The 23,559-nt window shown below is 62.2% G+C and carries 22 protein-coding genes and 2 pseudogenes; 9 read left to right on the plus strand and 15 right to left on the minus strand.

The window, feature by feature from the left end; genetic code table 11:
- Nucleotides 1-24: 24 nt before the first annotated feature.
- The gene (locus tag HDG33_RS08555; protein WP_184023986.1) at nt 25-612 is read right to left on the minus strand and encodes a winged helix DNA-binding protein; all 588 of its coding nucleotides are present in this window, start codon (nt 610-612) and stop codon (nt 25-27) included.
- 559 nt (nt 613-1,171) lie between these two features.
- On the opposite strand from HDG33_RS08555, the gene HDG33_RS08560 reads away from it, so the two are divergent.
- Together HDG33_RS08560 and HDG33_RS08565 are read left to right on the plus strand one after the other, a co-directional pair.
- On the plus strand, nt 1,172-1,528 hold the full coding sequence (locus tag HDG33_RS08560; RefSeq protein WP_184023990.1) for an STAS/SEC14 domain-containing protein: 357 nt from the start codon (nt 1,172-1,174) through the stop codon (nt 1,526-1,528).
- Nucleotides 1,529-1,712: 184 nt separating this feature from the next.
- The gene (locus tag HDG33_RS08565) at nt 1,713-2,696 is read left to right on the plus strand and encodes a hypothetical protein (RefSeq protein WP_184023993.1); all 984 of its coding nucleotides are present in this window, start codon (nt 1,713-1,715) and stop codon (nt 2,694-2,696) included.
- Between the two features lie 279 nt (nt 2,697-2,975).
- Here HDG33_RS08565 and HDG33_RS08570 read toward each other — a convergent pair whose 3' ends face one another.
- Nucleotides 2,976-3,590, minus strand: a complete 615-nt coding sequence (locus HDG33_RS08570; protein WP_184023996.1) for a TetR/AcrR family transcriptional regulator — start codon at nt 3,588-3,590, stop codon at nt 2,976-2,978.
- A gap of 84 nt (nt 3,591-3,674) precedes the next feature.
- Between HDG33_RS08570 and HDG33_RS08575 the strand changes: the two genes are divergently transcribed.
- Nucleotides 3,675-4,805: an MBL fold metallo-hydrolase gene (locus HDG33_RS08575; protein WP_184023999.1), complete on the plus strand. Its 1,131-nt coding sequence runs from the start codon at nt 3,675-3,677 to the stop codon at nt 4,803-4,805.
- Nucleotides 4,806-4,933: 128 nt separating this feature from the next.
- Here HDG33_RS08575 and HDG33_RS08580 read toward each other — a convergent pair whose 3' ends face one another.
- A complete protein-coding gene (locus tag HDG33_RS08580) occupies nt 4,934-5,785 on the minus strand; it encodes a LysR substrate-binding domain-containing protein (protein WP_026228833.1) in 852 nt (283 codons plus the stop codon).
- Between the two features lie 108 nt (nt 5,786-5,893).
- Here HDG33_RS08580 and HDG33_RS08585 point away from each other — a divergent pair, with 108 nt between their 5' ends.
- Nucleotides 5,894-6,757, plus strand: a complete 864-nt coding sequence (locus HDG33_RS08585) for an alpha/beta fold hydrolase (RefSeq protein ID WP_184024001.1) — start codon at nt 5,894-5,896, stop codon at nt 6,755-6,757.
- Nucleotides 6,758-6,860: 103 nt separating this feature from the next.
- Here HDG33_RS08585 and HDG33_RS08590 read toward each other — a convergent pair.
- Nucleotides 6,861-7,217, minus strand: a pseudogene (locus tag HDG33_RS08590) (ATP-binding cassette domain-containing protein); the annotation flags it as partial.
- A 238-nt stretch (nt 7,218-7,455) separates the two neighbouring features.
- On the opposite strand from HDG33_RS08590, the gene HDG33_RS08595 reads away from it, so the two are divergent.
- A complete protein-coding gene (locus HDG33_RS08595) occupies nt 7,456-7,833 on the plus strand; it encodes a DUF3022 domain-containing protein (protein ID WP_184024004.1) in 378 nt (125 codons plus the stop codon).
- Between the two features lie 119 nt (nt 7,834-7,952).
- Here the strand turns inward: HDG33_RS08595 and HDG33_RS37225 are convergent, their stop codons facing one another.
- The 8 genes and pseudogenes from HDG33_RS37225 to HDG33_RS08630 form a co-directional block, all read right to left on the minus strand.
- Nucleotides 7,953-8,207, minus strand: a complete 255-nt coding sequence (locus tag HDG33_RS37225) for a hypothetical protein (RefSeq protein WP_260330366.1) — start codon at nt 8,205-8,207, stop codon at nt 7,953-7,955.
- 181 nt (nt 8,208-8,388) lie between these two features.
- A complete protein-coding gene (locus HDG33_RS08600) occupies nt 8,389-8,655 on the minus strand; it encodes a hypothetical protein (RefSeq protein WP_184024008.1) in 267 nt (88 codons plus the stop codon).
- 50 nt (nt 8,656-8,705) lie between these two features.
- Entirely contained in the window at nt 8,706-8,864 is a 159-nt protein-coding gene (locus HDG33_RS08605; protein ID WP_184024011.1) for a hypothetical protein, read from the minus strand.
- A gap of 94 nt (nt 8,865-8,958) precedes the next feature.
- Entirely contained in the window at nt 8,959-9,702 is a 744-nt protein-coding gene (gene phbB, locus HDG33_RS08610) for an acetoacetyl-CoA reductase (RefSeq protein WP_184024014.1), read from the minus strand.
- A 1,390-nt stretch (nt 9,703-11,092) separates the two neighbouring features.
- Complete coding sequence (locus tag HDG33_RS08615) at nt 11,093-11,764, minus strand: phosphatidylinositol-specific phospholipase C (RefSeq protein ID WP_311548231.1); 672 nt, start codon at nt 11,762-11,764, stop codon at nt 11,093-11,095.
- Between the two features lie 102 nt (nt 11,765-11,866).
- Entirely contained in the window at nt 11,867-12,718 is an 852-nt protein-coding gene (locus tag HDG33_RS08620; protein ID WP_184024020.1) for a carbohydrate ABC transporter permease, read from the minus strand.
- On the minus strand, nt 12,718-13,587 hold the full coding sequence (locus HDG33_RS08625) for a carbohydrate ABC transporter permease (RefSeq protein WP_184024023.1): 870 nt from the start codon (nt 13,585-13,587) through the stop codon (nt 12,718-12,720). The genes HDG33_RS08620 and HDG33_RS08625 overlap by 1 nt, the downstream gene beginning before the upstream one ends.
- Before the next feature lie 40 nt (nt 13,588-13,627).
- A pseudogene (locus tag HDG33_RS08630) lies at nt 13,628-13,876 on the minus strand (ABC transporter substrate-binding protein); the annotation flags it as partial.
- A gap of 618 nt (nt 13,877-14,494) precedes the next feature.
- Between HDG33_RS08630 and HDG33_RS08635 the strand changes: the two are divergent.
- The 4 genes from HDG33_RS08635 (at nt 14,495) to HDG33_RS08650 (ending at nt 19,197) form a co-directional block, all read left to right on the plus strand.
- On the plus strand, nt 14,495-15,760 hold the full coding sequence (locus tag HDG33_RS08635; RefSeq protein ID WP_184024026.1) for an ABC transporter substrate-binding protein: 1,266 nt from the start codon (nt 14,495-14,497) through the stop codon (nt 15,758-15,760).
- 91 nt (nt 15,761-15,851) lie between these two features.
- Complete coding sequence (locus HDG33_RS08640; protein ID WP_184024029.1) at nt 15,852-16,727, plus strand: branched-chain amino acid ABC transporter permease; 876 nt, start codon at nt 15,852-15,854, stop codon at nt 16,725-16,727.
- A 23-nt stretch (nt 16,728-16,750) separates the two neighbouring features.
- Complete coding sequence (locus HDG33_RS08645) at nt 16,751-17,677, plus strand: branched-chain amino acid ABC transporter permease (RefSeq protein ID WP_184024032.1); 927 nt, start codon at nt 16,751-16,753, stop codon at nt 17,675-17,677.
- Nucleotides 17,674-19,197 carry an ATP-binding cassette domain-containing protein gene (locus HDG33_RS08650; RefSeq protein ID WP_184024050.1) on the plus strand — a complete coding sequence of 508 codons (1,524 nt, stop codon included), beginning with the start codon at nt 17,674-17,676 and terminating at the stop codon, nt 19,195-19,197. Before HDG33_RS08645 ends, HDG33_RS08650 begins: the two co-directional genes overlap by 4 nt.
- Before the next feature lie 34 nt (nt 19,198-19,231).
- On the opposite strand, the gene HDG33_RS08655 is transcribed toward HDG33_RS08650, so the two are convergent.
- From HDG33_RS08655 to HDG33_RS08665, 3 genes are all read right to left on the minus strand, one after another.
- On the minus strand, nt 19,232-20,779 hold the full coding sequence (locus tag HDG33_RS08655) for a methyl-accepting chemotaxis protein (protein WP_184024328.1): 1,548 nt from the start codon (nt 20,777-20,779) through the stop codon (nt 19,232-19,234).
- A gap of 61 nt (nt 20,780-20,840) precedes the next feature.
- A complete protein-coding gene (locus HDG33_RS08660) occupies nt 20,841-22,211 on the minus strand; it encodes a dicarboxylate/amino acid:cation symporter (protein WP_184024052.1) in 1,371 nt (456 codons plus the stop codon).
- 144 nt (nt 22,212-22,355) lie between these two features.
- Nucleotides 22,356-23,522 (minus strand): mandelate racemase/muconate lactonizing enzyme family protein, encoded by a 1,167-nt coding sequence (locus HDG33_RS08665; RefSeq protein ID WP_184024055.1) that lies wholly within the window; start codon nt 23,520-23,522, stop codon nt 22,356-22,358.
- Nucleotides 23,523-23,559: the final 37 nt, after the last annotated feature.

Raw genomic sequence — 23,559 nt, forward strand, 5'->3', positions numbered from 1 at the left:
TATTTTCGTCGAATAAGACCCGATTCAGGGTTCCTTTTGCTGTGTCACGCTTTGCGCCGATCCGGTGGCTGTCGCACTTTTTTCAGTCTGCGGTGTGATGGTGGCGGCGTCGCGAGCAGCCTCATCGTAAATCCCGGTAAGCAGAGACATGAAGCGCGCGTAGCGCTCGAACTTCTCCTCTGTGTCGCTGATTTCCCCGAGGCGCTGAACCAGTATCTCTTTTCGGACCTTGTAGTACTCGTCCGTCAATCGGATCCCCAGATCGCTCGCACAATACAGGTAGGTCTTGCTGCTCGTGTCCTGTAGCTTTTCGATCAACCCGGCGGCTTCCAGCTTTCTCAGGCTGTACTGGATGTTGGGAATATCGTCGCGGTTCATCAATCGTCCGATCATTGCGCTGGTCTTGGGACGGTCCTGCATACGAATGACGTGAAGGATCACGTGCTCCTGATGTTTGAGTTCGACGTTCGCTGTGATCGTAACGACGCCTGTTGCCAGAACGAAGCGGGTGAAGGACTCGTAAAAACGAATCAGTGACCACTCGAACTCCGCGATCTTGAACTCGGCGTCGGATTTTGCGAGATGCCACGATCGGTAGAACCTCGGTTCCATTGCTTGACTCGCTTATCAAAGATTGTCGACAGGGGAGTGCGGCCCCGGCTGGTCCGGTTGCCGTCCAGCACCGGCATCGCAAGACAATTTCAAGTCGGTGTGTACTTGCCGCGGTGGGTGCATGAAATCAATTATCAATCGACAATATGTTGAATGACACTGGATGATCTACCAATTTTTCGAAAATTTTCCGCCGAAGTCCGGGGCTTGGCGTTGGTTGCGTAACCTGAATGTCAGGTTGGGTCGGCGGATTCAACTGGTCGATGCACCACAATGAACGTCGCATGAGCGGCCATTGAAGACCCCGACGTCAGCTCTGGAGTAGGTTCGCGGAACTGGTGCTCTCGACCATGACGCGACGCTCGACGCGTGGAACCGAACGTCCGCTGGATGATGTGCAAGGGTCGTTCGCAACGCACGAGCATCGACGGGCATCCGAACGAAACGCGGTGCTCGTAGCCTTACCGGGCGCGTGGAAAGGGGTACCATGAGCAAGCCGTCGAACGCCAGGCTCATCCGTGCCTGAACGTGTAGCATCTCCCTGGCCTGGGGGCTTGCCATGATCCGTTACCACACCGCACCCGATTCGTCGGTCATCGAAATAGCCGTTGAAGGCAAGATCACCGACCACGAACTGCGCGAAGCCATCGAGCGCATGCGTGGTGATCTTGAACTGAACGGTAAGACCTGCGTACTCGAACGCATCGAGCATTTCAGCGGCATCGAGCCGAAGGCGCTGTGGACCGACCTGACGCTCGGCGTCTCCGTCGCCCGCAAGGTCAAGCGCGCCGCCGTGGTGGCTGACGCGGGCTGGATTCACGCCTCGATGCATTTGGCGCGGTTCTTCACAAAGGCTGAAATCAAGGCGTTCCACGTGAACGAGCTGGAACAGGCGCGAGCCTGGATCAACGCGTGAACGTCGTCTCCAGCCGAGCGCATCGGGCAGAGGCCGGCCATGAAGCGACGCTCGCTCGACGCAGACATGTGGCTGAAACTCGTCGCGTTTCGGTCATATGCCCATTGGATGCCTGGCTACTGACCCCGAGTCCCGAGTCTGGCCGAAAGGTCGTTCTGATTTCCTGATCCCCAAGGAGAGTCTGATGCCGTTCATGGATATCGCCGCCGGCGAGATCTCGTCGATCCAGCCGGTCGAGGCCAACAACAAGAACGTGGTGCTGCTCATTAGCCAGCGCAATGCTTCGCGCCCGCTGGTGGTGAAGTCCGAGGACGGCGCCGGGCGCAACAACGTCGGCGCCATGCTGGAGTTCCATGCCACCGCCTTCTCCAGGCTGCGTGGCCTGCCCTTCGAAACCGCCAAGCTCTCACTGAAGGAAATCGACGAACTCAAGCGCTGCGACCCGGCCAAGGTCAAAGCCAACCCGCCGCTCACGCAGACGCAATGGTTGCAGAAGCTCGACGACCTGCTCCATACCGCTGACCGAAAGGTCAAGACCGCCATCAAGGTTAGCTTCGTGGAGGAGCTGGCCAACCTGCACGGTATCGGCAAGGATCTGGAGCAGAAGAAGCTACTCGGCGACGCGCTGGTGCGCGGCAATACCGACGTGCCCTTCGGTCTTGGCGAGATACTGGCGGTCGACTTCTTCATCGGCAACGGAGACCGCTTTCGCGAAGTGAACTCCGGTGAAAAGTATCCGCGCGGCTCGATCCTCGGCGACCAGAACATCTTCTTCCAGATCAAGTACGGGAAGTTCACGGCCGTAGGCCTGGATACCTACGACGGCGCCGGCCCCTGGTCCGACCTGAACCGCACCATCGAGGACCTGGAGGCCACCAACAAGAACTTGGGCGTCGAGTACGCCCTCTGGCCCGGCCGCATCCTTGCCCCGGGCGCGCGGCGCGAGCGCGACGAGGTCGCGACCGCGCTGATCGACTCGCTGATCGAACTCTGCTTCGGCAATGGGGTCGGGTTCTCGGCTTCGATGCGCAAGAAGCTGATCGAGGCCTGCCACCGCGGCATCTCGTCGGGCAAGGAAATGCTGCGGGGAAAGTACAAACTGGGCGACAACGTGCAGTCGCTCACGGAGGGCATCCGCTCGCGCTGGCTGATCATCCGCGGCAAGTGAGTCCGCGCCGGCGCGAGATTGATCGTGGTCGAGTCGTTGGAGGCGCGCGTCTTCCTGCCCGAGTGGTTCGGAGAAAAAGTCCGGCTGGAGCCGCTGCCGGACTGTGGGCTAGTAGCCCACTGGACCACGTAGTTGCTGCAACCATTGATGAATTAAAGTCGATTCAAGGAGGATGAAGGGCCATTCCAGCCATCGGTAGTGTTCGACAAACGACAGAGACTCGACGCAGATCAACCCTCCAGTCGCGACCGACGTGACGCCCCAACCCGGCAAACCGACTCACGCATACCGCGCGAGAAACATATCCGCCGCCGCTTCCGCGATGCGCTTCTGCTCCTTGGCATCGAGCGGCACTTGCCCCATCGCCACTTGCGGCCAGAAGGCAAAAGCCTTCACGAGCCCCTGCAACTGCAGTGCCGCGAAGACGGGGTCATCGGTCTTGATGCGGCCGTCCGCGGCGGCCGCCCGGACCCACGCCGTCAGATCTTCCTCGCGTTCCCCCATGCGAGCGACCATGTCCCGCGCGCGCTCCGGTGAATGTATGCCAGCCGCGATCGCCACCCGGGCAAGCGACAAAAAGGACTCGTCGTGAAGCAGCCGCAGCTTGCGCTCCAGCAGATCGAGCAACTGCGCGCGCAACGGTTGATCAGCACGATAAGAGGGTGCATCGCCGTCATGGCTCGCGTCCCACAGCTGATGGAGAATCGCCGCGAAAAGTGCTTCCTTGCTCGGGAAATGGTTATAGACCGTGCGCTTCGAGACATTCGCGCGGGCGGCGATACGGTCCATGCTGGTAGCGTCGTAGCCGGCCGCGAGGAATTCCTCGATCGCGGCAGCGACGATCGCGACGCGCTTTCGGTCAGTCAGACGTTGGGGGCGGGCACTGGACTCCATCCAACGATTTTACACTGGCCAGTTTACTTTTCTTGAAAATAAACTACACTGCCGAGTGTAAATTTTCTTCGGAAGGTCAATTTCATGACGTCGCTTCCCGCCTTTGTCCGCCGAATGCTCGGCGTGAACGCCGCACAACGCAGCCGCGCGAGGTTCAGCCTGTCGCCGCAGCATGACGGCGAGCGCTTTCGCAACGTCAAGCCGCGTCCGGCGGAAAGCCTGCGCAAAACGCTCGGCCTCGCGTGGACGGTGCTGTTCAACAAGCCGAGCGGCACCGCGCCGGCCGACGCGTTGCCGGTCGAAACGCTGACGCGCGCGCAACTCGACGCGGCGCCCGACCGCAGCCTGTACCGGCTCGGTCATTCGACGATGCTGCTGAAGTTGCGCGGCAAGTTCTGGCTGACCGATCCCGTGTTCGCCGAGCGGGCGTCTCCGTTCCGCAATCTCGGTCCGAAGCGCTTTCATGCGCCGCCGATCTCACTCGACGATTTGCCGCCGCTGCACGGCGTGATCCTGTCGCACGATCACTACGACCATCTCGACCGCGAAACCGTGCTGATACTGGCGCAGCGTACCGAGGTGTTTTTGACGCCGCTTGGGGTCGGCGACCGGCTCATCGAATGGGGTATCGACGCGGCAAAGGTTCGGCAGTTCGACTGGTGGCAGGGCACGGAGCTCGAGGGCATCGAGTTCACCGCGACGCCCGCGCAGCACTTCTCCGGGCGCAGCCTGTTCGACGGCAACCGGACGTTGTGGGCGTCGTGGGTGATCGTCGATCACGATTTGCGCGTGTTTTTCAGCGGCGACACCGGTTACTTCGAGGGTTTCAGCGCGATCGGCGAGCGCCTCGGACCATTCGACGTCACATTGATCGAGACCGGCGCGTACGACGCGATGTGGCCATACGTCCATATGCAGCCCGAAGAAACCGTGCAGGCGCATATCGACCTGCGCGGCCGCTGGCTCGTGCCGATCCATAACGGCACCTTCGACCTCGCGATGCATCGCTGGCAGGAGCCGTTCGAAAAGGTGACGGGGCTGGCGCTCGCGCGAGGCGTCGCGCTGTCGACACCGCGCATGGGCGAGCGGCTCGATCTGACCGCGGTGCATCGCGGCGAACGCTGGTGGCGCGACGTTGCGCAAACCGTCGCTGCGCCGAAGGCGTCGTGGCGGATGTGCGCGTCGCGTGGAGTTCGGGAAGGGGAGTCGTCCTGAGATCGTTGGCACGGCCACGTTTTTTGGCGGTGGTCGGCATCCGTCACAAGTGCTGATTGCTGGCCTGAATCGTCCGGCCGTGTTTGGACGGCCGGTCCGCATGACGCCCGCAACCGTCGATCTGCGGGTCAATTCTTCAGGTCGGCGAGAATGCGTTCCGCGAGAAAATCGCACACAGGCCGTTTCGAAGCGGCACTTCGCGCCAGCACGACTTCAAGCGTGCCGATTTCCGGCAGGCCATTCGCGGCTCCCAGCAGCGAGAAGTGAGCCGGTACCGCGCACTTCGCCAAAGGGGTCACCGCGAGTCCGGCCTCGGCCATCGTCAGCAGACCCAGCAGACTCGGACTTTCATACGAGGTTCGGTACGTGATGCGCGCGCGCTCCAGGCTCCGTATGGCTTTCTCCCGCGCGACGCTGCCGGGCAAAAACACGGCGATGGGCAAGGGCCTTTCACGCCAGATCTCGGTCGCGCCTGGCGCGGCGGCCCAGACCATCGGCTCGTGACGCAGGAACTCGCCGTGCAATCCTTTCACGCGCGTCGCGCAGACGAGATCGACCGTGCCGTCTTTCAACATGGGCTCGAGAGCGACGCTTGGCAGGCCCACTACCTGAATCTCCACCTTCGGATAGGTCGCCGAAAATTTCTTGAGGATCGGCGGGAACAGTGACGTCGCATAGTCGTCAGGCACGCCGATCACCACGCGTCCGGTCACGTCGGGCCGTACCACCGCTGCCCACGCTTCGTCGCGCAGGGCGATCATCCGCCGCGCGTAGGTCAACAGCATTTCGCCGTCCTGCGTCGGCACCACGCTGCGAGGCTTGCGCACGAAAAGCGCCTTGCCGAGCGCCGTCTCGAGCGTCTTGATCTGCATGCTCACCGCCGATTGCGAACGATGCACGACCTGCGCCGCGCGACTGATCGTGCCGGCGTCCGCGACCGCGATGATCATGGACAGCACGTCCAGATCGAGCGCTTTCATTTCCGTTGCCATGATGGTTGATATCAGAAAAGTAGATCGATTCCATCAATATTATGCGATTTTCTTTTGCGAGCACACCCTCGATAGTGGCGCCAAAGGAGCCCTGTGATGAATGCACGTATCAGCCCATCGATTCTGGCTTCGGCCTTTGGCGCGTCCGCGCCATCGTTTGTGACCACCGCATCGAGTCTTGCGATACCGTATGTCGAGTCCGGGTGCGGCGAGCCGATGGTGTTCGTGCACGGCTCGCTTTGCGACTATCGCTATTGGGACGCCCAGATGGCCTCTCTGTCTGGCCGGTTTCGCTGCTTCGCGCCGAGCTTGAGCCATTACTGGCCCGAGATCGATGCATTTGGACACAGCGACTTCAGTTGGGAGGCGCACGTCGAGGAAATTGCCGGATTCATCACGGCGCTCGACCTTGCTCCCGTTCATCTGGTCGGTCACTCGCGGGGTGGGTGCGTGGCTTTCCGTCTCGCGCGCGAATTTCCGCGCCTCGTGAAAACGCTGACGCTAGCCGATCCCGGCGGCCCGCTGCAAACCGAACCGAGGGGGCAGCCTGCGTTCATGCCGCCAGCGACCAACGTGTTGCGCGCACGGGTCGCGGAACTGATCGAGCGGGGCGAGTTCGACGCCGGCTTGTCGATGTTCGTCGACTCGGTGAGCATGCCGGGGTTCTGGAACAAAAGCCCGGAGAGCTTTCGTCGCATGGCGCTCGACAACGCGCTCACGCTGCCAAAGCAGTTGCTCGATCCGCTTCCCGCCTATACGCCGGAAGCCGCGCGCGATATCAAGTGCCGTACGTTGTTGATCGACGGCCAGAAAAGTCCCCGTATGTTCCGCAATACGGTCGACAAGCTCGAACAGTGGATCGAGTTTGCCGAACGCGAAACGATCGACGGTGCGTCGCATGGGATGAATGTCGCGAGACCGGATGCGTTCAACAGGGCGGTTGCGACTTTCGCGGCGTAGCCCGGTTGACGGCAGAGTGCTCCGGCGTGCACGCTGGTTTTCCCGGCCAGCACGCGACGCGCCTGCGAAGCCCATAGGGGCAGCCCCACGCATCGCGCGCCTCTTAATGTCGAGACACGGCCAGCAAGGTATCGATCTTGTGATTCTGGGCCAGCAACTCGGCCGCCGTACTCGAATGAACGACCGAGCCGCGCTTGAGCACCACGGCGTTGTGCGTGATGCCCAGCGCCTTGCGCGCGTTCTGCTCGACCAGAATCACTGAGAGGCCTTCGCGGACGATCTCCGAGAGGATGCGCATCAAGTCCTGCACGATAATCGGCGCGAGGCCCTCGAGCGGCTCGTCGAGCAGCAGCACCTTGGGATTGAGCATCAGCGCGCGGCCGATGGCCAACATCTGCTGCTCGCCGCCGGAGAGCTGGTTGCCCATATTGGCGCGGCGCTCCTGCAGGCGCGGGAACATCGCGCGCTGCCTCTTCATTGGGCGGCCAGAGGCAGCCGGACACAGTTCTTGCTCGCGTATTCATCGATTCATCAATTCATCAATTCGGCGGGGCCAGGCGCAAAGCCGGCACGCATAGTGCGGACCCGCGAGCGCCGTCGTGCCAGCGGGCGACTCGGGCGCAGCGTCGAGCGAACCCGCGGTCACGACGACGCCCGATGCCACGCAACCGGGCCCTCGACCACAAGGAGGACTTTCAATGAAAGACATCGATCTGAACCAGCGCGTAGAAGAAATCGAACTGGCTCTTTCCACGCTATTCGAGTCGCCGAAGGCGCCCGCGATCAGCAGCTACGACGACGGCCGGACGTTCTTCATCCAGGCCTCCTGGGTCGTCGAGTCACATGGCGACACGACGCTGGATGCGCGATGCGTGCTCACACTCCACTTTTCGGATTCGCAGATTCAGCGTTACGCGCAGATGGACACGGCACAACGTATCCTCGTGCGCGAACGCCTCTGCCAAATGGTCCGCGATCGACTCCGAGCGGAAGGCGGTGAGTTGCCCTTGCGGGGAGAGTGCGCCGAAGACCTGCATGTGGCAGATCGGCTGCTGGATGTCGACGATCAGCTCTGATCCATCGCGGACGGCGTACGTCCGCGGCTTGGCGATTGGCTGTCCGAGCCGGCGGCCGCCTGCCAATCGAGTTGCGCCCGAATCTCCACGATGTAGCGAGGTCGAAAAGTGAACAGGCCCTAGCACGATTCTTCGCTCGGGACCGGGGGCGGGAGCGACTCGAGCAACTTCACGAGCCTTGCCTGCTGCTGCGGAGTCAGTCCTTGAGTAGCGCTCACCTGCTGAACACGCGCGCGCCAGTAGGTCCGGCTGAACAACGAATCCGCGCCATCGGAGGACAGGATCCGTTCGAGATGGGAAATCGCATCTCCAGCGGTCAGGGGTGTATAGGGGCTCTCCCTGTCCGGGAGCCCTTTCTTGATTGTTGTTTTCATCCACTTCTCTCAGGTGGTGACCGGCTGGGTCCGGTCGTATACGTCCGGCTTCAATTGGCCGGTTCGTGCCAAACAACCCATGCGGGGCGCGCGCGCGCCAGCTACCTGGCGGGCCAGGTAGCATGACGCGCGCGGGGTCGCGTGGCGACGCGACCCATTGCTAGCGGCACGGCCCCGGTGTTCAGCAAAGCTCCGCGGCGGCCACCCACGGCATCGTCTCGAACTGCCTGAGAACGGTGTGCAGCGATCCGGAGAGCCTGTCGGCAAACGCGATCGTCATGTCTTCGACGTCACGTTTACGGTTGCTCGTAATCCGTACGTCCTCGATGGCATCTGCGACCGGCATCAATACCTGCCACACTGCGGCGACCCGCATGCAGCCGCGCCTCGCACGAACCGTAATCTGATGGCCTGTGGCCTTTAGTTGTCCGGTGGTTTCCGGTGTCATTCTTCAGCCCTCTCGATGTATCTGATTTGTTATTGGCACGGACGATGCACCTACATTCGCCCGCGCGGTTGATGCCACCACTCATGATGATCCAGATGTCGTAGCAGTCGTGCCCGTCTGCGCTCACGGCGATAGTGATCAATCACCATCAGCATTGCGATGCCGAGGGCCGAGCCCCCAATGATCAGGCCCATCCAGGTCTCACTCATGACACGTTCCTCTCATGGAAGCACAGGGGTGTTGCGTGAATGGTTCACGCCGCTTCGTCCGATGTTCCGGGGCGTACCGGCGCGGTATGTCGCGTTACTGCATGTGCTGGCCGCCGTTGATCGCGATATTGGAGCCGGTCACGAAGCCGGCATCGTCCGAGCAGAGATAGAGCACGAGCGCCGCGACTTCCTCGGGCTTGCCGAGACGGCCCATCGGGATATGCGGCAGGACCTTCGTATCGAGGATCTCCTGCGGAATCGCGGTGACCATCCTGGTGGCCAGGTAGCCCGGCGAAATCGTGTTGACGGTGACCCCTTTGCGCGCCACTTCCAATGCTAGCGACTTGGTGAAACCGTGCATGCCGGCCTTGGCCGCGGCGTAGTTGGTCTGGCCGACCGAGCCTTTTGAACCGTTGACGGACGAAATATTGACGATGCGCCCCCAGCCTCGTGCGACCATCTCTTCGCACAGCGGCTTGGTCATGTTGAAGACCGAATCGAGGTTCGTGCGAATGACCGCATCCCAGTTCACCTTGTCCATCTTCCTGAGAGTCATGTCCTGGGTGATCCCCGCGTTGTTGACCAGGATGTCGACCGGGCCGACCTCCGCCCGAATCTTGTCCGCGCAACGCTGGCATGAGTCGTAGTCGGCCACATCGACCGGGTAAGCGCGGAAGCTCCGGCCCTGAGTTTCCCTGTCAGCCAGCCATTCGTCCGCACCGGTGTTGTTCGGCGAGTGCGTGACTACCACCGCATACCCTGCGTCGTGCAGTTTCGTACTGATCGCTTCTCCCAGGCCGCCCATGCCGCCCGTTACTACTACGATTCGTTTCGTCATCCTTTCCATCCGTGATCGTAACGTCTGCGAGGATCGTGAATACCCAATGGCCGTCTCGCATACCCGCCATCGCTTTGCCACAATGCGCTGCCGCCTCCAGCGTCGAGGGAGGAACGGCTGCGGCACTGATTGAACTGCGCGGGTTTTTATAGGCTTGTGGTATTGCGCGAATGGAGCCGGGTGCGTCAGCTCGCGGCGATATGCCGCGCCGGCACACTGCTCAAAAAGATTCCAGATGCCCCGAATGGTGTTTCTCGCCTGCTGGTTCAGGGCGGCGAGTTTCTGTGCCCTTCAAACGCTTCGCTGGCGAGCGAAAGAAAAATCGACGCATTCGTTCGGCAGAGTTTCAGCAGATCTTCGGACGAAAGGTCTTTCATTGATTCTCCCTGAATTGAATTCGAACCCGCTTGCCCCGGAGACGACATGCGCAATGAATGTGCTGAATGTCGGTCGGAGAGGATTCCGGAGCAAAAGTGTTATTAGTAAGACTAAATAAACACCACAAAACCAGTTTGGCCCGGATCGCACCTCTGATCGTCGGTATTCAACAGTCGAATGACGACACGGTGTCCATCATCGGGTCGCGGCCGATCGGTTGGCCATAACCCTTGTCAGTCCTGCCGTGCCACTGACCGGATGCTTCGCCCTCTATTTCAACTGTCATGAAATGACATAACAATCGATTTTAGAAGGTTAATTCTAACTTCGAAATGTTAAATTTTTGAGAAGAAGGGCTAGGTGAATACCCCTATCCAGAAAGGTCGGCCGTCAGGGCGTAGTCGACCTAAGTCGACGTTTGAACGTCCGAACGAAGGACTCGAATGGCCAGCGATGATGAGTGCGCTCTCCGATTGCTTCGCAGAGCGCCCCAACAATGTCACGAAAATGGCCGAAATGACAGGACACTGCGGTGAGCACCACCGGATGCATCATTGCATGTTATGCAAGAAAATGTCAATTCAGCCGACCCTGTCAGGCACTCCTGCCTGGGCCCGGCCGGCTCGCTGCACGAGGGGGGCGGCTGCCCATTAGCGTCGCTCGTCCGCGGCGCGTGCTGTAGAGAATGACGAACGCTGCGGCGCGGCACGCATAGCGAATGCGTGTCGGCGGCGGTGAACGGGACCGGGTTTCGAAGGGCAACGCAGGCGCACATGGAACACCGTTCGCACGCGAGCGTAAGATGGAAGCGATTGATCGATGAGTTTCAAGGGGGCGCCATGAAGGCGGTGTGCCCGCTGCACGGGCCAACGACCATCGTCGGCACGAACGCGTATGGGTTTCCGATCTATGCGTGTTGCCGCGACGACGTTCCTTATGTCACGCCGCCGGACGCCTGTACGCGTGAACCGGCGCAACGCGGACAAGAATCGAAGCCGCCACCGCGGCAACCTCAGGCAAACAAGGAACCACGCTGACGTTCGCGGGCAACGTCATACCCGCAGCGAAACCTTATCGGCTCCAGTTGCAGTCGATCAACGGCGCGCCATTTGTAAGCGATCGATGCCGGCACCGGCACGCGAAACTCGTCCTGAATGGTGAATGGCGCCGGCACGACGTCGATATCGAACGTCGCATTGTCGGGCCAGACTGTCAGGTCGATGCCGAGCGGCTCTTCACTCGCGAAGCGCCGCAGTAGCACGATGCTCCCGCGTACCGCCTCCAGCCGCGGCCGCCCGGAAGCAAGCCGCCAGCGCACGTCCGCATGTCTTTCCACATACCATTCGAAGGTCGCGGCAAACGCGCGGGCGCAGTCGCGCGCGGGCCATTCGTCCTTGACGGACATGACGATACATTCGCCGCGGTGAAGCGCGAGAAACTGAGCGCATGTCCGCACCACATCGTCGAAAGTCAGACCCAGCGAGATGCCGCCGTGATGAATCGCGAAGCGATCATGCTCATGGCGGCAGCGGATGTCGAGGACCCGCACGCCATGGTGCAACTGATCGTCGAGCGTGGCATGCTGCGTGCGCGCGAGCCGGTCATCGACCGTGTAGGCGCAGGTGTCATGGCTGCCCGGCAAGGTCAGTGCGGACAGCAAGCGGCTGCCATCGATGGCCGACATCCAGTCAGCCGGCGAAACGGTGTGATCAGTCAGGGCAGGGCGCAAGAGAACCTCTGGATAAGCAAAGCGTCTGCTGCAGCGGCGGCGTGAAGTCGGAGCTCCCTACTTCAACCCGCCCGAAAAGCCCTGCAGCAGATAGCGCTGCACATAGCCCGCGAGCAGAAGCGTCGGCACCGACGAAATCAGCCCCGCGCTCATCAGTTCGCCCCAGTCGATGCCGTTCTCGGTCACATAACCCGCCATGGCGAGCGGCAGCGTGAAATGACTCGGCGACGAGACGAACAACAGCGCCAGCAGAAACTCGTTCCACGCGATGATGAACACGAAGATGGCGGAGGCAACGAGACCTGGCGCGCACAGCGGCACGACGATGAAGACGATGCGCTGCGCGAGGTTCGCGCCGTCGAGCGCCGCGGCCTCCTCGAATTCGATCGGCACGTCGCGCACGAACGGCAGCAACATCCAGATCGCCATCGGCAGCGCGTACAGCTGATAGGCGAGTATCAGCCCAAACAGCGAATCGAGCAGATGGAGCCACTTGGCCAGCGAAAACAGCGGTACGGCCACCGTAATCGGCGGCATCAGCTTCAGTGCCAGCACGAGCAGCAGGAACAGCAGATCGAGGCGCGCGGGAAACGCAAGCCGCGCGAGGGCATAAGCGGCCGGAAAAGCCAGCGCGAGCGCGAGCAACGTGGCGCCTGGCGCGACCCACACGGAGTTCAGCACCGACTGGGCCATGCTGCTTTCCCACACCGCCGCGAAATGCTCGAACGTGGGCGCCGAAGGCCACAACGCGAGCGGATGGGCGAGGCGTTCCAGCGTCGGCGTGAAGGCCGCGCCAGCCATCCATATGCACGGCAGCAGCAACACCGCCAACGCAGCGATCCGCAACAGCCCTCGCACCGCGGCAGCGGACGAGCGTCGCGCGAAACCCTGCAAGCGTGCGAGAGGCATCAACGGTCGCGCTTGACGGCCGATTTCCATATGTATCCCGAGACCAGCACCGCGCACGTGAGCAGCATCAGTACCGAAGCCGCGCTGGCGGGTCCTACGTTGAAGAACCGGAAACCCGTGTCGTAGATGTACGTCGACAGCGTTTGCGTGGCATTGCCCGGACCGCCGCCCGTCAATGCGTACACCTTGTCGAATAGCTTGAAGGTGTCGATCGAGCGCAGCAGCATCGCGAGGGCGACGTGGGGTGCAACGAGCGGCAGCGTGATGTATCGCAGGCACTGCCGTTCGTTCGCGCCGTCGGTGCGGGCCGTCTCGGCGATTTCCGGCGGAATCGACTGCAGCCCCGCGAGAATGATCAGGAATGCCATCGGCGTCCATTGCCAGACATCGACCAACATCAGCGACCAGAGCGCGAGGTGCGGATCGGATAACCAGAGCACCGCCGGCAGACCTGCCGCCGTGAGCAGCGCATTCAGGAAGCCGCGGTAATTGAGCCAATTGCGCCAGATGGCGGAGCACACGAGCGTGGAGAGCATCATCGGCAGCACGGCGAGCGGCAAGGCGATGCGCCGGCCCGAAAACCCGCGGACGAACAGCAGCGCGAGCGCGAGGCCGAACAGGACTTCAGCGAGCGAGGCCACGCTCATGAACTGGATCGTATTGACGAAACTCGTGCCGAACTCGCCGTCCGCAATGACCGATCGATAGTTGGCGAGCCCGATGAACGAGCGATGCCCCGACGCGTAATTCACCGAGAAAAACGAATCGATCAGCACGCGCGCCATCGGGTAGAGCGCCAGCACGCCGAGCACGAGCGCGGCTGGACTCATCAGGACGATCAGCGGCAGATAACGTCGCAACCCGCTCATCGACTCTTTCCCACGCTTGTCTGCGCTGTCACCGCCGCTTTCACTGCAATGCGGCGTTGGCCTGGGCGATCTTCTGCGCCGCCTGATGCAAGGCTGCGTCGGGCGCGGCCTGCCCCGTCAGCGCGAGTTGCAACGCGTCGCCGAGAATCGCCTCGATCTGCTGCCAGTCTTTCACGCGAGGCCGCGCACGGCCCGCTTCGAGCGCCTTCAGCTGGTCCGGGTACCAGCGATACTGCTTGACGAGCGTCGGATTGACGAAGACGCTCTTGCGCGTCGGCGGAATGCCGAGCACGCGCAGAGGCAGGCGAACAGGGTCGTCCGCTGGATCATTGAAGCCATGGCTCTTGAATTCCTCCAGGGGAAAGGCGTATGCGTACGATGAGTCCAGAGCAACCCACCCCCACTTTTTTTGATCGCGCTCAGCGTTGCGAAAAATAGATGCCAGATGCGGCAGCGGGAATTGCAGCAACCTATCATGACGTACATGTGTCAGCAAGCAGGGTTGCCGGGTAGTGTTCGGACCCGCGCGCAGGTACGCTTGCCGCGTGGTCCGTTTCCGCGCCGCGACCGCCCTCAGCTGATCATGGCGCGGGTTGGTCCATTGAACCGCCGCACCAACCCCGCAAAGCGATGCGGCCACAATGCTTCGGATGACGAATGAGCGAGAGGATGAAGGCCGCTAATCTCGCGGTCCACAGCCATCGCTCTCACGATGGACAATCCGCGTCCGGCGGCGCGGGCGGAAAATTTTTTCCGCTCTGCACCATGAAATCCGTAGGGACCCGGTCATCGTTTGTACCGATTGAGCGTTGCGAGGCCCGTGAATATTGTTGTGTGCGCATTCTTCAAATGCTGCGATGTGGCGGGCAAATGTTGCTCAACGATCCTTTCGAATCGGAGATGCATGATGTCCAGGAACAATGTGTGGCGAAACCTTCATTGCGTCGTCGCGACGGGCATGGCAGCGGCGGGGCTAGGTCTGGCGGCAGGCGCCCATGCGGCGGCAGAGCCGATCAAGATCGGCGTGATCAGCGAAGAATCCTCGGTGGCGGGCGCTTCGATCAGCAAGGCGGCGCAACTCGCCGCGGACCAGATCAACGCCAGCGGTGGCGTCGATGGCCGGCTCATCCAGATCGTCGCGTACGACGACCATTCATCGGCTTCGGACGGCGTGCGCGCCTTCCAGCGCGCGGCGACTCAGGACAAGGTAGTCGCTGTGATCGGCAGCTACATCAGCGAAGTGGCGCTCGCGATGGAGCCGTGGTCGGGACGCCTGAAGATGCCCTTCATCACTCCCGGCGCGGCTAGCAACGACATCTCGAAGCACGTTCACGACGACTACGACCACTACAAGTACACGTTCCACGGCTGGATGACATCGGCGTTCATCGCACAGTCCATCTGCGACTTCTCACACGACGTTCTGGTCGGCCAGTTCAAGATGAAAACGACGGTCGTCATGAGCGAGGACGCGGCGTGGACCAAGCCGCTCGACGAACGCTACCTCGAATGCCTGCCCAAAGCGGGACTTCAGGTGCTCGATCACATCCGCTTCAATCCTGACACTTCCGATTTCACGCCGATTTTCAACCAGATCGAGGCGAAGCACCCCGATACGATCACCACCGGCATCAGCCACGTTGGCGTGCAGCCGACCGTGCAATGGCACGACCAGCAGGTGCCGATCCCGATGTCGGGCCAAAGCTCGCAGGCCACGACCACGAGCTTCTGGAAGGACACGAACGGCGCGACGGACGGCGTGATCACGGCCTCGGCCGCGGCGCCGGGCGTGGCGATCACGCCGAAAACGATACCTTTTACGGATGAGTATCAGAAGAAGTTCGGCGTTTCTCCGGCGTATTGCGGCTTCACGAGCTACGACCTCGTCTACATCCTCGCGGACGCGATCAAGCGCAACAAGGGCTCGACCGATCCGGACCAGATGGTCGACGCACTCGAGAAAACCGACTACGTGGGGACGATCGGACGCTGGCAGTTCTACGGCAAGAGCGATCAGTTCACGCACGCGCTGAAGTACGGGCCCGGCTATATCACGGGCATCGACCTGCAATGGCAAAACGGCAAGCAGGTTGCGATCTGGCCCAAGTCGATTGCCAACGGCGTGGTCAAATTCCCGACCTTCATGAAGGTGCAGCAGGCAAGCGCGAACTAGCAGCGCGACGATCGCGACTGTCCGGACCCGCGCGTAGCGAAGGCCCGGACAGCGCACGCATCGACACCTTAACCAACATGAAAGGCCGGGCATGTTGCTACTGCAGATTCTCGTCGACGGCTTTGCAATCAGTTCCCTCTACGCGCTGGGTGCGATCGGTTTCACGTTGATCTTCGGCGTCTCCGGCATCTTGAATCTCGCGCATGGCGGGGTGATGCTGGTCGCGGCGCTGATGGGCTGGATGCTCGCGGGCGAGGCGGGACTTGGCACCTATCTCGGCACGCTGCTCGGCGTGTTGGCGGGTCTCGTGACGGCCTTCGTCACCTACCTGATGGTGGTGCGGCCCATTCAACGCTCGGCCGCGATTCCCGGCGAAGAGAAGGAAATCTTCGTGCTCACCGGCACGCTGCTGTGGGGCATCATGATCCAGCAGGGCATGGCGTGGCTCTTCACCGACAACCCGGTGACGATGCGCCCGCTGATCAGCGGTGTGGCGATGGTCGGCAGCGTGCGCGTGCCGTTCAACGAAATCATGATCGCGGTGGTCTGCTGGGCCGTGATCGGCATGTTGTGGCTGTTCGTGAACCGCACGCGCGCAGGCAAGGCGCTGCTCGCGGCTTCGATGAACCCTCGTGGTCTCACGCTGCTCGGTTTCGAGCTCTCCCGAATCTATCTTCTCGCGTGGAGCATCTATGGGGTGCTGGCCGGCATCGCGGGCGTGCTGCTCGCTTCGTTTCTCGGCGTGAGCACCAACAATGCGGGGCAGCTCACGGCCAGCGCATTCTCCATCGTGGTGCTGGGCGGGCTCGGCAGCGTGTCCGGTTCGCTGATGGCCGCGTATGTCGTCGGTTATCTGGAAACCATTACGGCCTATCTGATCGCGCCGACCCTGCGGCCGCTGCCCGCGTTGCTGCTGCTGGTGCTCGTGGTGTATGTAAGACCCCAGGGCTTCCTGGGACGCCGCTAACAGTGCGAATGGAGCGTACCCCCATGTCCGTTCTTCTCCGTTCGCGTGGCGCATGGATCGCCGTTGCGCTCGTCGCGATGGCGGCGACGTTGCCGTGGTGGCTTTCGGGCTACATCCTCGGCGTGCTCACGGTTGCGTATTACTTCGGCGTGTTCGCCATGTCGTGGGACCTGTTGTTCGGCTTTGCCGGCGAGGTCAACTTCGGGCCGACGTTCCTGATCGGACTCGGCGCCTATTCGGCCGCGATCCTCGACGCCAGATGGGGTCTGCCCATACCCGTTTGCGTGCTCGCTGGCGGCGGCGTCGCGCTGGTGGGCGGCCTGCTGCTGGCAGTGCCCGCGCTGCGGTTGCGCGGTCCTTACTTCGGGCTGGTTACGCTCGTGGCCGTGCTGCTGCTGCAGAACGCCATCGTGATCTTTGCGGGCATAACTGGCGGCGAGATCGGCATGATGGTGCCGGACGTGATGTCGGTCGATGCGAGCCATAACTACTGGATCGCGCTCGCGTTCCTGATCGTTTGCGCAGTCCTGCTGTTCGGCCTGTCGCGTTCGGCAGTCGGTCTGATCCTGCAGGCAAGCGGCCAGGACGCGACCGGCGCGCAGGCGCTGGGTTTCAATGTCACGCGACACAAGCTCGTGGCCTTTTGCATCAGCGCCGTTTTCTCCGGCGTGGCCGGCGCGATGCTGGTGTTCTACCAGGGCACGGCCTCCGTGAGCACGGTGGTGGATCTCAGCGTGGGAGTACAGATCATCATCGCGGCCGTGCTCGGCGGACGCCGCACGATACTCGGCGCGGTGCTCGGCTCGATCTTCCTGATCGTCGCCGGCGAGTTTCTGCGCCCGCTCGGCCAGCTCAACACATTCGTCGTCGCGGCGGTCGCACTCGCGGCGCTGCTGTTCTTTCCGGACGGTCTGCTCGGCAATCTGCTGCGTGCGAGGGAGCGCCAATGAACGACACGCCGCTGCTCTCCGTACGCGGACTGACCAAGCGCTTCGGCGGTCTCGTCGCCGTGAAGGATATCGGCTTCGACATCCGGCCCGGCGAGATTCTGGGCCTGATCGGACCAAACGGCTCGGGCAAGTCCACCGTCATGAAGCTGATCATGGGCATCGAGCGGCCCAACGCGGGGTCGGTCAAGGTGAATGGCGTGGAGATGGCCGGCTGGGCGCCGCACCGGATCGCGCGCGCGGGCGTGGGCATCGTGTTTCAGCATTCGCGGCCGCTCCATCGGCAGACGGTGCTGGAACACATCAAGCTCGCGCTGCTTCCTGATTCGCTCGTCAAGCTGGCCGCCGAACCGCACGTGCACCAGCGCGCGCAGGAAATTGCCTCGCGTGTGGGCCTTGCCGCCGTCACGCATCGGCATCCCGCGACACTGCCATTTGCGGATCTGCGCCGCATGGAGATGGCCAAAGCGATTGCGCGCGACCCGCAGGTCGTGCTGGTGGACGAGCCGTTCGCGGGACTGACGGTGGCGGAATCGGAGGCGTTTTCCGAGCTGATTCGCGGCTTTCGCGCCGAAGGCCGCGCGGTGCTGCTGGTCGATCACAACGTCAAAAGTCTGTCCGCGCTCGCCGACCGCGTGCTCGCGATGTACCTTGGCGAGCATGTCGCCGAGGGCACCGCCGAACAAGTGATGCAGAACGAGACAGTGCGCCGGGTCTATCTGGGCAGCAAGCTGGAGTTGCGCCAGCGCACCGGAGCCGCGGGCATTGCCAGGCCCACGATCCTCGAGGTGACCGGTGTGCGTGTGCTTTACGACAAGGCGTGCGCACTCGACGACGTCAGTCTGCAGGTGCGCGAGGGCGAGTTCGTATCGGTTGTCGGTCTGAACGGCGCGGGCAAGACGACGCTTTTCAACGCGCTCTCGGGCCTCGTGCCGTACAAGGGGACGATTCGCTTCGACGGGCGCGATCTGCGCGGCAGCAGCGGAGCCGCGATCTCGCGCGCCGGCCTCGTGCAATGCCCGGAAACGCGCGAGCTATTCGGCGACATGACGGTACGCGAGAATCTCGAACTCGGCGGATATCATCTCGCCGATACGGTGCGCGCCAAACAGCTGTCGTGGCTGTTCGATCTCTTTCCGATCCTCAAATCGCGCCAGGGCCAAACCGCGCGCACGCTTTCCGGCGGCGAGCAGCAAATGCTCGCGATCGCGCGCGCGCTGATGACCCAGCCGAAGCTGCTGATTCTCGACGAACCGACACTGGGGCTCGCGCCCGTGATTCTCGAGCAATTGTCGAAAGCGCTGGATTCGCTGCAAAAGTCCACGCCCATTACCGTACTGCTGGGCGAGCAGAACGTCAGGTTTGCGCTGCCGCATGCGGACCGTGTCTACGTGCTCGAACATGCACGCATCATCTGGGAGGGCAGCGCTTCGCGCTTCGAGGCTGAGATGGGGCGCGGCTTTCTCGAGGCAGCGCCTACCGGTGAGCCCGACGCCACGACCTCCGGCGACGCGCGCAGCTAAGGCCCGCAGCGGCAGGCGAGCCCGTAGCGCGGCATCAGGACAGGGAAGCAAAGCGAAATCGACCCGCCGCCTTCGTCAACAGACCGGTCTGCTCGGTCAGCGACGCGGCCGCGGCGGCTGCCTGCTCGACCAGCGCGGCATTTTGCTGCGACATCTGGTCCATCTGCGTAATCGCCCGATTGACTTCCTCGATGCCATCGCTCTGTTCGGCCGAGGCCGTCGCGATGTCGCTCATGATCGACGTGACGCGGCTGACGGCCGACTGTACTTCGCCCATGGTCTCACCGGCCCGACCGACCAGGCGCGAACCGTCCGCGACGCGGGCCGTCGACGCGTCGATAAGCTCCTTGATTTCCTTCGCCGCGGTCGCTGAGCGCTGGGCGAGATTGCGCACCTCGCCAGCGACGACGGCAAAGCCACGTCCTTCCTCTCCGGCGCGAGCAGCCTCGACAGCCGCATTCAACGCAAGGATGTTGGTTTGAAAGGCGATGCCTTCGATCACGCCAATGATCTCGCCCATCCTCTTCGCACCGTCGTGAATGTCGCTCATCGCGGCGATGACCTGACGCACCACGTCCGCACCCGCACCGGCCGTCGTCTTCGTCGCGTCGGCCAGCTCGCGCGCTTCACGCGCGTGCGCGGCGTTCTCCGTGACGGCATTGGTGAGTTGCTCCATGCTCGCCGCCGTTTCCTCGATGGACGCCGCCTGCGTCTCGGTGCGCGCCGACAGGTCCGCGTTGCCGGCCGAGATCTGCTGGGTCGCGGATGCGATCGACTCGCTGCCGCGCGCGATCTGTTCGATCATCGTGCCGATGTCCTTCTGCATCTGCCCGACGCTTCTGACGAGGCGACCCATTTCGTCATCACTGTCGAAGCGCAATTGCTGCGACATGTCACCCTGAGCGAGTCGCTCGACATGGCGCACCGTCATATCGATCGGGCGCGCGATTGCGCGAAGCAGCGTGAAACCGCAGGTGACGCAGGTCAGAAGACCGACGGCGATCGCGATTCCGGTAATTGTCACGAGGGTGTCATACCGGTCCTGTGCCGTCCTGTAACGCCCATTGCCCTGCTCGTTGCGAAACTTGTCCAGAGCCGCGGCTTTCTGCGTGAGAGCCGCCGCCAGCGGTGGCATCATGACCATCGCATCGTGGTCGGCGGCTTCATGGTCGCCACGGCTCAGCGCGTCCATCATCGGCTCGAGTGCGCCATTCAGCATCGCTTCCCGGGCGTCGGCCACGGCCTTCGACAAGGCCGCCTCGGCCTCGGAAACGGGCAGTGCGCGGTACTCTTTCCAGGCCTTGTCGGAGACCGCAAGATAGTTGCGCGCCTTATCGATGAGCGCGGCTCTGTCCGCTGCTTCCGGGTGCAGCAGCACGCGGTCGAGCGTGGTACGCACTATCGTCAGGTTCAGGTTGGACCTGCCGAGCGCGGTTGCGGCAGCCACGTCGTTGGTATACGCCTGCGCAACGGCATGGTTTGAACCACGCATGCCGGCGATCCCCAGCACGCCGGTCACCGTCAGCAGGAACCCGAGCAAGGCGAGTGTGGCGAGAAGTCGGAACTTGATGGTCAGTTTCATGCTGAATTCGGTGGAGTGAGATGTCTCTGCATTAACGGCACCCACCCGGAAAAGTTCAGTTCTAGCGATGATTCGGCGAGCCGTCGAGAACCGCGGCGGCTTCGGTCGTCGGTGCCGGCGGGATCGCCGGTTGCGCGGCAGGACCAGGTGTGTGAAAGTGAGGCGGATTGTCGCGATCCAGCACCGCGCGCGCCAGCTTCCTGTCGAGTTGCCCCTCCCAGCGAGCGACGACGACGGTGGCAACGCCATTGCCGATCAGGTTCGTGACTGCGCGCGCCTCGTTGAGAAAGCGGTCCACGCCGAGCAGCAGCACGAGGCCTTCCACGGGAATCTTGTGCATCGAGGCGAGCGTCGCGGCCAGTGCGACGAATCCCGCCCCGGCCACACCCGCAGAGCCCTTCGACGTGAGCAGCAGTACGCCGAGCACGAGCAACTGGTCCCAGATGCTCAGGTGGACGTTCATCGCCTGGGCGATGAACAAGGCCGCCATCGTCAGATAAATCGCCGTTCCATCGGCATTGAACGTGTAGCCGGTGGGCAAGACCATGCCGACCACTGGGCGAGCGCAGCCCAGCGCCTCCATCTTGATCAGCATTTGCGGCAACACCGCTTCCGTCGACGCCGTGCCGAGCGTAATCAGAATCTCGTCCCTGATGTAGCGGAGAAACTTCCACAGCGATAGCCCGCACATTTTCATGACGAGGCCGAGCACGACGAACACGAAGAAGAACGAAGTCAGATACAGACAAAGCATCAACTCGCCGAACGATGCCAGGGTGCCGATGCCGTATTTGCCGATGGTGAAGGCCATGCCCCCGAACGCGCCGATCGGAGCAACGTACATGACGATTCGCACGACGCCGAACATTCCTTGAAGGAACATGTCGAGCATGTCGACGAATGGCGCGGCACGAGGTCCGAGCTTTGCCAGCGAGATGGCGAGCAGGACTGAAAAGAAAATGATGGGAAGCATCTCGCCTTTGGCGAATGCCCCGACGATGCTATTCGGAACGATGCTCATGAAGAAGTCGAGCATGCCGTGTTGCTGCGCCGCGTGCGTGTAGGTCGAAATCGCAGCGGCATCGATCTGCGAGGGATCGATGTTCATTCCGCTGCCGGGTTTGATGACATTGACGACCACCATTCCCGCGATGAGCGCAATGGTCGACGCCAGTTCGAAATACAGGAGGGCTTTCACGCCTACCCGGCCCGCTTGATGAAGGTCGTTCATGCGCGCAATCCCGACCACGACCGATGCAAAGATGATCGGTGCAAGCAGCATCCGGATCAGCTTGATGAACAGGTCGCCCAGCGGTTTCATCTGCGAGGCGAGCTCGGGGTAGAAGTGGCCGAGCAGGACACCGGCCACGATCCCGATGAGGACCTGAACGTACAGCTTGGAAAGTGCTCTTCTTACTTTCGATACTGGCATGTCTGTCTCCTGTGCGTGGCGTCTTCAAAGGGAAAATGCGGCCCTCCCACGCAGCAGCGTGGAAAGGCCGCATTGAGCCGGCTTCGTTCCGTCTTTGTATGAACCATTCAACCGGGAATACTGGTCGGTGCCGTTGCGCGCGCGTTATTCAGCCAACTTGCGCATCTCGGCGATGAGGTCGGATTTGCCTTCGAAGCCGATGCCGGGCAGCTCCGGCATCGTGATATATCCGTTCTCGACGCGAACGCCGTCGGGGAAGCCGCCATATGGCTGGAACAGGTCCGGGTACGATTCGTTGCCGCCAAGTCCGAGGCCCGCCGCGATGTTCAGCGACATCTGGTGCCCGCCGTGGGGAATGCAACGGCTGCGCGACCAACCATGCTGATGCAGCATGTCGAGCGTTCGCAGATATTCAACGAGGCCGTAGCTCAACGCGCAATCGAATTGCAGCCAGTCGCGATCGGGGCGCATGCCGCCGTAGCGGATCAGGTTGCGAGCATCCTGCATCGAGAACAGGTTTTCGCCAGTTGCCATCGGCTTGTCATAGTAGTTGCGCAGCGTCGCCTGCAACTCGAGGTCGAGCGGGTCGCCCGCCTCTTCGTACCAGAACAGGTCGTACTGCGACAGGGCCTTCGCATACCTGATCGCCGTATCGAGGTCGAAGCGGCCATTGGCATCGACCGCGAGCTTCTGGCCGTCCTGCAGCACGCTGAGGATCGAGTCGATGCGCCGCAGGTCTTCGTCGAGCGAGGCACCGCCGATTTTCTTCTTCACGACCGTGTAGCCCCGGTCGATGTAGCTGCGCATCTCATCCTTGAGCTTTTCGTGGTCCTGGCCCGGATAGTAGTAGCCGCCCGCCGCGTAGACGAAGATCTTGCGGTTGGCCTGGCCATTGCCGTACCGTTGCGCGAGGAGCTGAAACAGCGGTTTGCCCGCGATCTTCGCCACCGCGTCCCAGACGGCCATGTCGATCGTGCCGATGGCGACGGACCGCTCACCGTGGCCACCGGGCTTCTCGTTGATGAACATCGTCGCCCAGATCTTGTGGGGATCGAGGTTGTCGCCGGAGTCGTCGACCAGCGAGGCAGGGGCGGCCTCGAGCAGGCGCGGGATGAAGCGCTCGCGCATCAGCTTGCCCTGGCCGTAACGGCCGTTCGAGTTGAAGCCGTAGCCGATCACCGGCTTGCCGTCGCGAATGACGTCCGTGACGACCGCGACGAGGCTCGAGGTCATTTTGCTGAAGTCGATGTAGGCGTTCCGGATCGGGGAACTGATCGGAACGGTTTTTTCGCGGATTTCAACGATTCTCACGCCACTGTCTCCAGAGATTTGAACAGTTATTGAGCCA

The sequence above is a fragment of the Paraburkholderia sp. Cpub6 genome, assembly GCF_014201065.1.
GTDB lineage: Bacteria > Pseudomonadota > Gammaproteobacteria > Burkholderiales > Burkholderiaceae > Paraburkholderia > Paraburkholderia tuberum.